The following is a 12,958-nucleotide window of genomic DNA, read 5'->3' on the forward strand; positions in this document are numbered from 1 at the left end:
ATGAAATACGAGTGGCTGCCATTCCAATCGTTTACACCTACCGAACTTGAGGAGGCTATCGATGAAATCGGCGCTGGTTTTGGCTCTCAATACCAATTTACTTTCTGCTAAGCACTTAGCATAATGCGAGTTCTTCCGCCGAAACATTCAAACCTGCCCCAGAAACCTTCTCTACAAAGTCGACTCCAAGAGCTTATAAAAGATCGATTTTTGCGAAACCCTTTTGACGAGGCCAACCAATGAACCCATCTTATCGTATCGAAAAAGACAGCCTCGGCGACGTCAAGGTACCCTCCTATGCTTTGTACGGTCCACAAACCCAGCGCGCGGTCGAGAACTTTCCGATCAGCGGCCTGACCTTGCCGCCAATTTTCATCCAAGCGATTGCACTGATCAAAAAGATTGCGGCGGAAGCGAATGGGGAATTGGGAGAGTTGGATACGGTGCGCAGCGAGGCAATCATCGATGCCGCGCGGCAGATCATCGACGGACGTCATAACGGTCAGTTCCCGATCGATGTATTTCAGACCGGCTCAGGCACCAGCACGAACATGAACGTGAATGAAGTGATCGCAACCCTGGCGAGCCAAGCAGCAGGTATCGAAATTCATCCGAACGACCATGTCAATCGCGGCCAAAGCAGCAATGACGTAGTACCGACAGCAATTCATCTCAGCGCGGCACTGGCCTGTCATCGCCATCTGCTGCCCGCGCTGGCGCACCTGGCCGAAACGATAGAGACAAAAGCCGCAACGCTCGACGGAGTGATCAAAACCGGGCGCACGCATTTGATGGATGCGCTGCCGCTGCGAATGAGCCAGGAAATGAACGGCTGGGCGCTGCAAATACGAAATGGTGCAGAAAGAATCGAGGCGGCTCTGATCAGGATTTACCGCCTAGCGCAAGGAGGAACTGCGGTCGGCACCGGGGTCAATGCACATCCCGAATTCGCGGCTAAATTTGCGGCATTGTTAAGCCGGGACACGGCCCTGCCGTTCGAACCGAACCCCTCGTTTTTCGAAAGCCTGAGTTGTCAGGACACTAATGTTGAATTATCGGGCCAGTTGAAAGTGGTTGCGGTTAGTCTACTCAAGATCGCGAACGATTTGCGCTGGATGAATAGCGGACCGTTAGCGGGTATCGGCGAGATAGAACTGCCGGCCTTGCAGCCGGGCAGCAGCATCATGCCGGGCAAAGTGAATCCGGTGATTCCCGAGGCGGCGGCAATGGCCGCCGTACAAGTGATCGGTAATGATGCGGCGATTACTACGGCCGGGATATCCGGCAATTTTCAGCTGAATGTAATGCTCCCGGTGATTGCCTATAATCTGCTGCAAAGTATCGAGATTCTCGGAAACGCCTGCCGTTTACTCGCCGATAAAGCGATTGCGGGGTTCACCGTACGGCTTGAAAATATCTCCGAGCCGCTGGCGAAAAACCCGATGCTGGCGACCGCATTGAATCCGGTCATCGGCTATACCCAAGCCGCGGTGATCGCGAAGACGGCCTATCAACAAAATCGCCCGGTCATCGATGTCGCGGTAGAAATGACCGGCATACCGCGCGAACAGCTCGAAACACTGCTGGACCCTGCCCATCTGGTCTAAAAAAGCACGGACAGCAGAGGGATCAATCCGTCTGCTCCCGCCTGCGCCGCATCGCTAGTCTTGACTCAGGCAACCCCTTAGCAATTCATACAGCGGTCGCCCTGCGTGGATCTTTCTTTACCATTGACCTGTCTGAGTATTTCTTTTTTGGCTTCGAGCCAATCATACAATTCATAACCCGGCGAAAATGCCCGCTTTTCGGCCTTGTAGTAGGCGGCTTCGGCAATCATCGCATGGATATTGACCGATACCCTGCGGGCATAGGCAGGAGCCGGCATCGGCGGCGCAGTGTTTACGAACCCGAACTTGACCAGTCCCCACACGCTTTGCGGCGCGGCAATCTTGATGCCGACAGCAGTCGGCTCGACTTCCTTGCGCGACAAAAACAACCGGTCCCAGATTGAAAAGATAGCGCCATAATTGCTGTCGTGCTCCTTGCGCTCGATCGAATGATGGGTGCGGTGCAAACACGGCGTTACGATCACCTGACCGAGCCATTTTTCGCCTACAAACGCGATGTTGGTGTGATGAAACATCACGAACAACGGATAGACCGTTTCATAGGCAAACACAACGGTCTTGTCGATGCCGAGCAGAATGATGTATGCCGATTTCAGCACGGTTGTGATGATCAATTCGGCGATATGAATCCTGAACGCGGTCGATACGTTCAAATAAGGATCGCTGTGATGGACTTTGTGAAACATCCAGAGCCCATCGAATTGATGGCAAATCCGGTGCCATGCGTACAGCAGAAAGTCAAGAAGTAAGAACGACATCAGTGCTCTCCAAACAGGACTCCGCATGCCGTTCAGCAATCCTCTGCCGGAAAAATGCTCCAGCGCGAGCAATAAACCGGCTATCGACAACGCCGACATCAGCAGACTGTTTAACGCAAACAATCCCAGATTCACGCGATAAGCGTTGATGTGTTGTTTGGGGCGCAGAGGAATTTTCGGCCGTTGAAATTCGACGAACGCCAGCAGAGAAAACCCCAAAACCACGCAAATAAAAGGCCAATCTCCTGAAGCGAGTGTTTTCAAAGCCGTCATGGAGGCTTGCAGTGTTGAATACATTTCGATGATATTTAACATGACTTTACCCCAAATAAGTTGATGGAAAGTGCATTACAGAATTATCTTAATTAGTAAATGTGACGGTGAGATGAAAAATCTTCCGCCGGGCTTGTAGCAGGATTTTCGCCAACCCTTTGCCAAGGATAAAGCAAATTTGATGCCAAAATAGATAAAACCAGCCGCCAGACAAAAAACTAAAGAACAGATTGCAACAAACTGATTATTTTAAATTTTCTAAATAAACCCTGGCAATCTGAGTAAGGATTGAAAACTAACTTAGCAAAAAACGCCAAAATTGCACCTTTACAGTGCAAACAGATTGTTGCTTAGGTGCAATTACTGTTGTAGACATGCATCAGACACAACAGTTCAATGCACCTCAAAAATCACCCGAAATTGTATGCGTCGCAAAATTACGGAATATTCAGCACGGATGCCGATTCAAAGGCACTTGAAAACCATCAGCGTAATATCATCCTTGAACGAATCGGTCCGGCAAAACTGTTTCAAACCATCCAGTATGGCAATGATCATCGTATCCGAAGCATCCTGACAATGATCAAGCAATAGATTTTCAAGCCGGTCGATGCCGAAAAAATTGTCCTGATCACTCTCCGCTTCGGTCAAACCATCGGTATAAAAAAGAATGATGTCGCCTGGCTCCATCGGCAGGGATTTTTCTTCAAAATGGACCTGTCGATGGACACCCACGATCAGTCCGTCCGCATCCAGACGCCGACAGGCGTTTCGACGCCGTTGATACAGCAATGGCGGCGGATGGCCAGCATTGGCATAGCGAATCAACCGGTTGTCGATATCGTATTGCAGATAAAACAAGGTGATGAAGAAATCTGATCTATTGAGGTCTTCAAACAGAAAACGATTCAACAATTCCAGTATTGGGGCCGGCGATTCGGCGCCGCCGGCATTCGCACGAATCGCGCTGCGCGTTTCGACCATGAACAGCGCCGGACCGATCGAATGGCCCGACACATCCGCGATCACCATGTCCAGATGGTGGCCGCCGCGATAGAAATAATCATAATAATCGCCGCCAACCTGGTCGGCTGACAAACAGCGGCCAGTCACTTCAAAATGCACGTTTTTGATCGGGGTTGAGGGCGACAGCGTCGCTTGAATCTTGCGCGCAATATCGATTTCATTACGCGCGATCGCGAGTTTGACCTGCGCCTGGCGAATCTGCTGTTCGGCGGCTTTGCGCGCGCTGATATCATGGATGAAACCGCTGAAGATGAAGGCATTGCCTACCCGCAACGGCGATATGCTCAATTCGATTGGAAACTCCGAACCGTTCTGCCGTAAGGCCGGCTGTTCGATCACCCGGTTCAGGATGCTGCCGTTACCGCCGCGCAGGAAATTGTCGAGCCCCAGACGGTGCGCCTTGCGGAAGCGTTCCGGGATGATCAATTCATCCAGGCGCCGGCCAATGGCCTCATCGCGGCGCCAGCCGAAAATCTGTTCCGCCTGACGATTCCAGTCCCGAATGATGCCGTAGGAATCCATGATCACGATCGCGTTCAGCGCACTTTCGATGATCATGCGTATGCGTTTTTCGCTTTCGATCAGCGCATCCTCGAATTGCTTCTTGGCGGTAATGTCGCGATCGACCCCTCGCCATTTGAGCAGTTTTCCTGCCGCATCGATAATCGGCAAACCGGTCGATTCGGTGATCACCGGGTGACCGTCCTTGTGCTGATAATGATTGATCAGGCTGTAAAACGGCTCGTGGCTGGCGGCATAAAACAGTTGTTCCGCCTTGTCCTGCGCAGTCAGAAATTCGGTGTAATGCTTGCCGACGACCTGCTCGGGGCTGAAACCCAGGATCTGATAAACCGCGGCGCTACAGTAGATATAAAAGCCGCCGGGGTCCTGTTCCCACAGCCATTCACCGGTCATTTCGGCCATTTGCCGAAACCGCTCCTCGCTTTCCACCAGTGCCGATTCGACATCCCGGCACACATTTACGCCCATGCCGGCGATACCGGGTTCGTCCATCCCGTCGATTTCGGCAAGTTGTTTGCCATTGAATTCCTGGATCAGAATCAAAATATTGAACCGCTCCGGATCTTTCATAACTAATCGCGACAGCGACAACTGCGCCTTGATCAGCCGATTGGCCCGGGTTGCAACCCCGGCGATCACATACTGATCGGCACCGGTTTCGACAGCTTGCGAAAAAATTTGCCGCCAGGGCTGTTCCTCGCTTTCAGGGCATAAGACATGGAAGGATTTGTCGGCCAGTTCTTTCTCATCGAAACCCAGCAATTCGGTAGCGGCGGCATTGACATACTTGATTTTCGGCGGCCAGACGGAAACACCACCCGAACGCTCCCATTCAACGATAACAAGCCTGGCTTTTGGAAATTCGTTAGACGGATACAAGATTCATATTTCCCAATGCAATCGGATTAACACCTTCAAGCGGCTCAACTTATAGCTCTTAGTTCTCAATGATTTATAAAAACTACCCTGAAGAACTTCTAAAAACTCCCTCACCCACAGAAAGATGATTAAGGACACGTAAATAAGTTAAGGATTTTTAACCAAAATCGCGAATAGCGCCCTCCGAGAGAAGGACAGCCGTTAATTTTTAGAAGTTCCCTTTGGTTATATTTTGGTTATGCGATGCACATTCATTGACATTAAAGCCTTACAGACAAACCAAAATATCAGCGTTATAATAACAAAGTAATGGAATTCGTTGCCGCGCTCTAACCGATCCACGACAGCACCGATTGACTGATTATAAAATTATAAAGAATAAATAATTATGATTAGTGTACTTCTTGTTGACGATCATCAATTGGTCAGGACCGGCATTCAGGCATTGTTGAATTCGTCCAACGAAATTCAGGTCGTGGCAGTCGCCGATACCGGCGAACAAGCGGTCGATATGGTGGGGGAAATAAAGCCAGATGTGGTATTGATGGATGTCAGCATGCCGGGCATCGGCGGCGTCGAAGCCAGCCGGCGTATTTTGCGACAGAATCCCAATGTCAAAATCATCGGCCTGTCGGCTTACAATGAAGGCCCATTTCCCCAGCAACTATTGAAACTCGGCGTTCTAGGCTTCATCTCCAAGTCGTCCTCGGCTGACGAGATGATTTGCGCGATCCGCAAAGCGGTCGAAGGCCAGCGCTATCTGTGCAACGATGTCGCGAATCATCTGGCTTCTCAAAATCTGCTCGGCAATCATCACCAATCGCCGTTCGCCAAACTGTCGCAGCGGGAAACTGAAATCGTGACGCTGATCCTACAAGGCAAAACGATACCTGAAATGGCCGAAATGCTGGCTATCAGCAGCAAAACGGTGAATACCTACCGCTACCGGCTTTACGATAAACTCAAGATCAAAAACGACGTGGAACTGACGCGTCTTGCAGTCAAATGCGGTCATTTCGATACCGGCTTGATCTGATTTCCAGATCGGCTGACACACAGCAGTCGACCACCACCCTTTTCTGTTGTGACGCAAGCCAAAGATTCCATTTACGCCAGTCCGTTGGGCGACATCGAAGCATTGAAATTCGACGAGAAAGTTGCCGCGGTTTTTCCCAACATTAGCCAGCGCAAGGTACGGGGCTATCAGGCAATCATTGCGACGACCGGCCTGTTGGCCGGCGACTTCACGCGTACTGACAACAGGACTTTCAGACCGACATGCATCACGCTTTTAAACGGGCACAGGGCTACAGCGATCTCGAAATCAGCCAAAAGCCTAGTGCGCTCGAAGCCGGATGCGGCAGCGCGGAAGTCTGGTTTCAATCTTTTAACTTCGACTCGCCCCTGGTCTTGAAATGAGTGCTTACCAGGATTTATATTCGGCGCTCAGGGAAGCGAAAGCGGATGCCTGGGCGGACACATTACCCGAGCAAATCGCCGCCGCACTGGACCCTGCCCGTCATGGAAATTTGCCGCGCTGGCAAGCATTACTCGACCGCCTGCCGCTCTTGTCACCTTCGTTGCGGTGCCTGACCAGCGATTCGGTGCAAATTGGCCGGGCCGAGGATATTGCCGTAGCAGACAGGGCACTTCTGTCAGAAATCGTGCGTGAGTTGATCCCCTGGCGCAAAGGGCCCTACGATTTATACGGCATTCAAATCGACACCGAATGGCGCTCCGACTTGAAATGGGAGCGACTCAAAGATCATATCTCGCCTTTGCAGCACCGGCTGGTGCTGGATGTCGGCTGTGGCAGCGGCTATCACTGCTGGCGCATGTTCGGCGCGGGCGCGAGGACAGTCGTCGGCATTGATCCCTTACTGCTGAACGTGATCCAATTCCAGTTGGTCAAGACGCTTTACGGGCCCGCGCCGGTGCATGTGTTGCCATTCGGCATCGAAGCGTTGCCAAAAGGCTTGAAAGCATTCGATACGGTGTTTTCGATGGGAGTCCTGTATCATCGGCGGTCGCCGATCGATCATTTGCAGGAGCTTCGGGACTGCCTGCAACCCGGAGGCGAACTTGTACTCGAAACGTTGATCATCGATGGCAAGTTAGGCGAGACCTTGCTGCCGGAAGACCGCTATGCGAACATGCGCAATATCTGGTTCATCCCCAGCCTTGCGACGCTGGAAAGTTGGTTAAAACGCTGTCGGTTCGATAACATCCGCGTGGTTGACATCACGCCGACCCGCATTGATGAACAGCGCAGCACCGAATGGATGCCTTTCCATTCGTTGGCCGATTTTCTGAAGCCGAACAATCCTGAACTCACCGTTGAAGGTCTGCCGGCCCCCAAACGCGCGATTGTTTTAGCAAACAGCGGCTAGCCTACCCCTCATCCTTCCTGCAACAATTTGATCAAGCAGCTTTCCAAATCAGGAAAAGCGCCAAATTCGCTCGCGCGGAGCACGCCTTGCCTGTCAACCAGGACCTGCGACGGCGTACCTTTCAATTGAAAGCGTTCAAAAGTCTCCGCACGATAGTGCAACGATTCAAGATAGCCGCGCACTTGTTCGATCACCTGCTGGCGATAGGCGTCCGGCTGTGAATCGAAATTGAGCAACCGTCCGTGGATGAAGCCAAGAATGTCTGCTTCGAAAACGCCACCCAGGCGTTGGGTCAATTGATCCATTGCCAATGGGAAAGGAATACGGTACGGCAACAGTCCTTGGTCGAGTTGTCCGTGCTGGCTCAACACCTTGAAGGTTTCGCCGATTACTTCGCGGCGTTCGACCAGGCGGCGCAAATTTTCCAGCGTATTTTTATCGAAATTCTCGAATGCGGTCGCCACGCCGAGCACCGCCAAACCGGCATCGGCATATTTTCGGTGTAGTTCGACCGCCTTCGGCAGCGCATGTAAAAAGCAGCCCGGACAATTGACCTGAAACACCTCGACCAACACCACGCGACCCAATAACTGGTCGAAATTGACCGGCCCGCCCTGTACCCATTCCGAGACGGCCAATAACGGCGCATGCCGTCCGATTTGTGCGAGTTTGTCGGTCATGACGAGTAGACCTCAAGCTGATTTGCCGCTTGTTGCTCACGGCGCAACTGTTTCGCTTCCCGCTTCGCAATCAGGCTTCTGGCCGCATCCGAGCCGATATGCGCTTCGCCGCGCTGCCGCGCGAGTTGCAACTGCTTTTCTCGCTCGCTGAAGCGGTTTTTCTGATCAGCGCTCAGTTTGTCGTGGCAATGCGGACAACTGACGCCTTTTTGATAACGCGAGTCGGCCTTATCCGCTTCGGTGATCGGCAGGCGGCAGGCATGACATTGATCGTATTGACCTTTTTGTAGATCGTGATTGACCGTCACGCGTTCGTCGAAAACAAAGCATTCGCCCTGCCAAAGCGTATTATCCGCCGGCACATCTTCCAGATATTTCAGGATACCGCCTTGCAGGTGATAGATTTCTTCAAAACCCTGCTCTTTCAAATAAGCAGTCGATTTTTCGCAACGGATGCCGCCGGTGCAAAACATTGCGACTTTCTTGTGCTTGGCAGGATCGAGATGATCTTTGACGAATTGTGGAAACTCCCGAAAACTCCCGGTCTTCGGATTGACCGCATTTTTGAAGGTGCCAACCTGATATTCGTAGTCGTTACGGGTATCGATCAAAATCACTTCCGGATCCGAAATCAAACTGTTCCAATCGGCAGGTTTTACATAAGTACCGGCCACGCGCCGGGGATCGATACCTTCAACGCCCATCGTCACAATCTCTTTCTTCAGTTTGACTTTCGTGCGGTTGAAAGGCAGCACGCTGGTGTAAGATTCCTTATAGTCGATATCCGCGAGTCGCGAGTCGGTTCGCAGCCAGGCCAACACCTTATCGATACCTTCGCGCGATCCGGCAACCGTGCCGTTGATGCCCTCCAAAGCCAAAAGCAGGGTACCCCTTACGCCGTTATCTTCCATGACCCATTGCAAAGGCTGCCTGAGCAGCCAATATTTTTCCAGGGCCACAAATTTATACATGGCGCAAACCACTATTTGAGACATTTTGATTCCTCAGTTGTAAGCTGGAACGTAAATCCAGGACAAAAAAGAGGCGGATTATAGCCCGAGAATAGCCACCCGGGCTAGAGAGTCTCTGTCAAACGATGGATAAGTTGCTGATTTGCAGGGAGGCGAGGAAACACCGGGATGATCAGAGTTGTGATTGCAAATAATTCTGAATGCCGACTTTGTCGATCAATTCGAGCTGGGTTTCGAGCCAATCGACATGCTCTTCCTCGCTTTCGAGAATATCTTCGAAGAGTTCGCGCGAGACATAATCCTGCACCGACTCGCAATAGGCAATCGCTTCCCGCAGCAGCGGAATCGCGGACTGCTCGAGCTTCAAATCGCATTCGAGCATTTCCTTCGGATTTTCTCCGATCAACAACTTGTCAAGATTCTGCAAATTGGGCAAGCCTTCAAGGAACAGAATCCGCTCGATCAAGGCATCCGCATGCTTCATTTCATCGATCGACTCATGATATTCCTTTTCATTCAGCTTGTTGAAGCCCCAGTTTTTGAACATGCGCGCATGTAAAAAATACTGATTGATCGCTGTCAGCTCGTTCGTCAGCGCCTTGTTTAAGAGTTCGATGATTTTTTTATCGCCCTTCATGGATGCTCCTCGCCCCTTTAACAGGCATTATAGGCAGGTTGGTTCGATACCGACGGCATTATAAAGGGCTTTTGCTTACCCGCGTCAAGCAATTCCTTGACCTGCCGATTGCATTTCCCACAGTCGCCGCCTACGCCGAAGCATTCGAAAAGCTGCCGGCGCGTACACAGACCGCTGTCGATGGCTGTCTTGATTTGAGTGTCGGTGACTGCCTTGCAGACGCATACATACATGAATCGATCTCCTGACTGATTTATTGCAAATAATGATAACAATTCTCATTTAACAAATCCAGTCAAAAGTTTAGCTTCTTTTTGCAAGCCAGCAATGGCAAAAACGAATTTACCTGTCCGTCGATAATTTTTCCTTCATGCACAACTGATAGGCTGCTTCGCGAATGATTTCATTCTTGAGTTCGGGCTTTAAACGGTAGGCCGTTTTGATCAGGTATAACGCATCATCGCCGCCATCCTTCGATGTTTGTGTTTTACCCCCGAAAGCCGTCTTGATCGTTTCCGCGATCATCGCGATTGACAGCCCTGATTTCTTGAATTCATAACCGTTGACCACAACGTCGGCATCCGTCTTGCATAAGGCGCGGAAGCGGTTTAATTCGTCCTCCACGCCGCTGATGGCCGGTCCCGACGCTGCAAGACCGGTCGAGACCAATAAAACAACGACTGATTTATTCATCATAAATCTCTCCGAATAACATCTCTTGTAAATTGTTATATCGCTCGAAACAATTCCATTCTTGCGTATATTCAATGATAAATAGAATAAAGCAATTTTTTGTGAAGTCCATGAATCGTCCGGCAAATCGCGAAAAAAATTGTCTCAACACGCCTTCGCTTTTTCCGGTTCACCAGGCATTCTTGCGCTACCCACCCTATCAACCGGGAAGCTTACCAAAAACAATGCGCCCTGATCGCACTCGCCCAATTCGATGCCTGTACCGTAGGCTTTCAAAAGCGAAGCGGCAATCTCCAAACCCAAGCCGGTACCGCCGACATTTCGGCGCGTCGTGAAAAAAGGCGTGAAGATTTTGTTGCGGTTTTCGCGCGAAATCCCCGCACCGTTGTCCTGCAAGCCGATTTTCAGCCCCCCATCCAGCCGCTCCGAATGAATCCTGACCCGGTCCGCACCGTGTTGCAGGCTGTTTTCGAACAGGTTGACCAGCACTAACTCGAGCACTTCCGGCGCGATCAGCAACGGCGCTGTCGGTGCCGTGTCCAGTTCGACATGCAGGCCGCGTTCGGCATAGCGGTTCTTCATGTGCCCGACGACCTCGTGCAATAGGCATTCGTGCCTGCTCGGCAGCGTCGCATCCGCGTGCGCGAGTTCGAGCAGGCGGTTGACCAGTAGCCTGAGCCGGTGCGTGTCGGCCAATAGGTTAGCGATGAAGCGCTGCCGGCGCTCCTCCGGCATCGTGTCGAGATGATCCTGCAACAACTCCAGCGCGCCCTGGATCGAAGTCAGCGGCGTTTTGAACTCATGCGAGACATGGGTCGCGAAGCGGCGGATGTAGTCGGTCCGCTCCGAAAGCGCCCGTGACATGTCCGCAAAACTCGCCGAAAGCTGGGCGATTTCCTGAGTGACCGGATTTTGCAAGGGCTCGATCAGCTTTTGTTCGCCGCTTTTAAGTTTTTCGGTCTGCCGGATCAACTCCCGGATCGGCCGCGCGATCGACGAGGAGACCAGCATCACGATCGTGACCACGATCAACAACAGGCTGACGCCGGCCAGCAGCACGCGGCTCTTGACCGCATAGAGATGTTTCAGGATGTTGTTCGGCGTACGCGACAAATAGAACACGCCTTGCAGGCGGCCGTTTTCGATCACCGGGAACGCGATGAATACGCGGATGTTCGCGCCGCGGCTGATCGAATACAAAGGCGGCGGCGGTTCGTCCGAGATGCGCTGGCGGATCACGCTCGCATAGCGCCCTTGCAAGGCTTCCTCGACTTCCGGAATATGCGCGAGCGACGCGCCGACTTCCTCGCGCCCGGCGATCACGATACCGTTCGGGTCGAGCAAACGAATGCCGGACAATGTGATGTGCTGGGTATCCTGCAAGACCGGGCGCAATAACAGACCGGCGCGGCGCACCAGCTCGTCGGGCAAAGCCTGTGCGGCTGCCGCCGGGGGGCGCGGCGAAAGGATAGTATCGAACAGGCTCAATCCCGGAAAGATTGGCGCGTAAGGGGCATTCTGCGGCAGCGGATAAGTTCCCGCATAGGCCTGGATTTCGGAGCGATCTTGCAGAACCCGTCCGTAGGGTTTACCGTTCGTTTGCAGATTGCGCAGCAGCTGCCGGTAACTCGCGGACAAGGCCGCCGCCTGCGCGATCAATTCCCGCTCGGTCTGCTGCACCAGTTCGTTTTCATAGATCCGGAAGAAATACAGCCCGCCCAGCGGCAGCGCCAGCACCATCAGCATCACGCACAACAGGATATTGCGCAGTCGGAACAGCCGGCGGCGCCAAAACGGCAATTTGAAGCTCACTCGCATCCGGCCAGTTGATAGCCGACGCCGTGCACCGTCTCGATCGCGGCCTGGCATCCCGCCTCGCCGAGTTTTTGCCGGATATGGCGAATGTGGCTGTCGATCGTGCGGTCGCTGACATAGACGTTGTTGTCGTAAGCGCTCTGCATGATCCGGTCACGGCTGAATACGCGGGCGGGATGGCGGATCAACAGCTGCAATATCGCAAATTCGGTCGCGGTCAGGCCGACCGCGATGCCGTCCCACAGCACCTTGTGCTGAGAGGGTAAAACGCTGAGCCTGCCGTGCCGCAGCAGCAATTCAGTCGCGTCCGCCTTCGGCAAAGCCTGCGCGCGCCGCAGAATCACGTTGACCCTGGCAACCAGCTCGCGCGGACTGAAAGGCTTGGTCACATAATCGTCGCCGCCGATTTCGAGGCCGAGTATCCGGTCTATTTCATCGTCGCGCGAAGACAGAAACAGGATCGGCACCTCGGAGTGTTTGCGGATTTCGCGGCAGACTTCCAGGCCGTCGAACTCCGGCATGTTGATGTCGAGCACGATCAGATCGCAAGGATCGGCGCGGAATGCCTCCAGCGCGCGCCGTCCGTCTTCGGCCTGCCACACCTGCATACCGGCCTTTTCGAGCGCAAAACCGATCACGTCCCGGATATGGGCATCGTCGTCGGCAACGAGTATGCGTTTGCTCAT

Annotated in this window: 13 protein-coding genes; 4 read left to right on the forward strand and 9 right to left on the reverse strand. The window is 52.7% G+C overall.

Annotated elements, in window-relative coordinates; genetic code table 11:
* Positions 1-239 precede the first annotated feature (239 nt).
* Entirely contained in the window at positions 240-1,607 is a 1,368-nt protein-coding gene (locus U2W12_RS07380) for a class II fumarate hydratase (RefSeq protein ID WP_326500027.1), read from the forward strand.
* A gap of 77 nt (positions 1,608-1,684) precedes the next feature.
* Here the strand turns inward: U2W12_RS07380 and U2W12_RS07385 are convergent, their stop codons facing one another.
* Both U2W12_RS07385 and U2W12_RS07390 read right to left on the reverse strand, forming a co-directional pair.
* Positions 1,685-2,701 (reverse strand): sterol desaturase family protein, encoded by a 1,017-nt coding sequence (locus U2W12_RS07385; RefSeq protein WP_326500028.1) that lies wholly within the window; start codon positions 2,699-2,701, stop codon positions 1,685-1,687.
* Between the two features lie 423 nt (positions 2,702-3,124).
* Entirely contained in the window at positions 3,125-5,086 is a 1,962-nt protein-coding gene (locus U2W12_RS07390) for a PAS domain S-box protein (RefSeq protein ID WP_326500029.1), read from the reverse strand.
* A 388-nt stretch (positions 5,087-5,474) separates the two neighbouring features.
* On the opposite strand from U2W12_RS07390, the gene U2W12_RS07395 reads away from it, so the two are divergent.
* From U2W12_RS07395 to cmoB, 3 genes are read left to right on the forward strand one after another with little or no spacing between them, the layout of a single operon-like run.
* Positions 5,475-6,122 (forward strand): response regulator, encoded by a 648-nt coding sequence (locus tag U2W12_RS07395; protein ID WP_326500030.1) that lies wholly within the window; start codon positions 5,475-5,477, stop codon positions 6,120-6,122.
* Positions 6,123-6,170: 48 nt separating this feature from the next.
* Entirely contained in the window at positions 6,171-6,500 is a 330-nt protein-coding gene (locus U2W12_RS07400) for a hypothetical protein (RefSeq protein ID WP_326500031.1), read from the forward strand.
* 1 nt (position 6,501) lies between these two features.
* Positions 6,502-7,476 (forward strand): tRNA 5-methoxyuridine(34)/uridine 5-oxyacetic acid(34) synthase CmoB, encoded by a 975-nt coding sequence (gene cmoB / locus U2W12_RS07405; RefSeq protein WP_326500032.1) that lies wholly within the window; start codon positions 6,502-6,504, stop codon positions 7,474-7,476.
* 8 nt (positions 7,477-7,484) lie between these two features.
* On the opposite strand, the gene U2W12_RS07410 is transcribed toward cmoB, so the two are convergent.
* From U2W12_RS07410 to U2W12_RS07440, 7 genes are all read right to left on the reverse strand, one after another.
* A complete protein-coding gene (locus U2W12_RS07410) occupies positions 7,485-8,156 on the reverse strand; it encodes a TlpA family protein disulfide reductase (protein WP_326500033.1) in 672 nt (223 codons plus the stop codon).
* Positions 8,153-9,151, reverse strand: coding sequence for a rhodanese-related sulfurtransferase (locus tag U2W12_RS07415; protein WP_326500034.1), 999 nt, complete (start codon positions 9,149-9,151; stop codon positions 8,153-8,155). Before U2W12_RS07415 ends, U2W12_RS07410 begins: the two co-directional genes overlap by 4 nt.
* Positions 9,152-9,299: 148 nt before the next feature.
* On the reverse strand, positions 9,300-9,764 hold the full coding sequence (bfr, locus tag U2W12_RS07420; RefSeq protein WP_326500035.1) for a bacterioferritin: 465 nt from the start codon (positions 9,762-9,764) through the stop codon (positions 9,300-9,302).
* 17 nt (positions 9,765-9,781) lie between these two features.
* Complete coding sequence (locus tag U2W12_RS07425; protein ID WP_326500036.1) at positions 9,782-9,997, reverse strand: (2Fe-2S)-binding protein; 216 nt, start codon at positions 9,995-9,997, stop codon at positions 9,782-9,784.
* A gap of 109 nt (positions 9,998-10,106) precedes the next feature.
* Positions 10,107-10,460 carry a hypothetical protein gene (locus U2W12_RS07430; protein ID WP_326500037.1) on the reverse strand — a complete coding sequence of 118 codons (354 nt, stop codon included), beginning with the start codon at positions 10,458-10,460 and terminating at the stop codon, positions 10,107-10,109.
* A gap of 141 nt (positions 10,461-10,601) precedes the next feature.
* The gene (locus U2W12_RS07435; RefSeq protein ID WP_326500038.1) at positions 10,602-12,269 is read right to left on the reverse strand and encodes a HAMP domain-containing sensor histidine kinase; all 1,668 of its coding nucleotides are present in this window, start codon (positions 12,267-12,269) and stop codon (positions 10,602-10,604) included.
* A complete protein-coding gene (locus U2W12_RS07440; protein WP_024297873.1) occupies positions 12,266-12,958 on the reverse strand; it encodes a response regulator transcription factor in 693 nt (230 codons plus the stop codon). The genes U2W12_RS07435 and U2W12_RS07440 overlap by 4 nt, the downstream gene beginning before the upstream one ends.

The sequence above is a fragment of the Methylomicrobium sp. Wu6 genome (assembly GCF_035916875.1).
Lineage (GTDB): Bacteria > Pseudomonadota > Gammaproteobacteria > Methylococcales > Methylomonadaceae > Methylomicrobium.

Excerpts from the sequence above, each read along its gene's own strand:
- U2W12_RS07395 (WP_326500030.1), top strand. The coding sequence starts at position 5,475 with ATGATTAGTGTACTTCTTGTTGACGATCATCAATTGGTCAGGACCGGC.
- U2W12_RS07385 (WP_326500028.1), bottom strand. The coding sequence starts at position 2,701 with ATGTTAAATATCATCGAAATGTATTCAACACTGCAAGCCTCCATGACG.
- U2W12_RS07410 (WP_326500033.1), bottom strand. The coding sequence starts at position 8,156 with ATGACCGACAAACTCGCACAAATCGGACGGCATGCGCCGTTATTGGCC.
- cmoB (WP_326500032.1), top strand. The coding sequence starts at position 6,502 with ATGAGTGCTTACCAGGATTTATATTCGGCGCTCAGGGAAGCGAAAGCG.
- bfr (WP_326500035.1), bottom strand. The coding sequence starts at position 9,764 with ATGAAGGGCGATAAAAAAATCATCGAACTCTTAAACAAGGCGCTGACG.
- U2W12_RS07425 (WP_326500036.1), bottom strand. The coding sequence starts at position 9,997 with ATGTATGTATGCGTCTGCAAGGCAGTCACCGACACTCAAATCAAGACA.
- U2W12_RS07440 (WP_024297873.1), bottom strand. The coding sequence starts at position 12,958 with ATGAGCAAACGCATACTCGTTGCCGACGACGATGCCCATATCCGGGAC.
- U2W12_RS07430 (WP_326500037.1), bottom strand. The coding sequence starts at position 10,460 with ATGATGAATAAATCAGTCGTTGTTTTATTGGTCTCGACCGGTCTTGCA.
- U2W12_RS07380 (WP_326500027.1), top strand. The coding sequence starts at position 240 with ATGAACCCATCTTATCGTATCGAAAAAGACAGCCTCGGCGACGTCAAG.
- U2W12_RS07415 (WP_326500034.1), bottom strand. The coding sequence starts at position 9,151 with ATGTCTCAAATAGTGGTTTGCGCCATGTATAAATTTGTGGCCCTGGAA.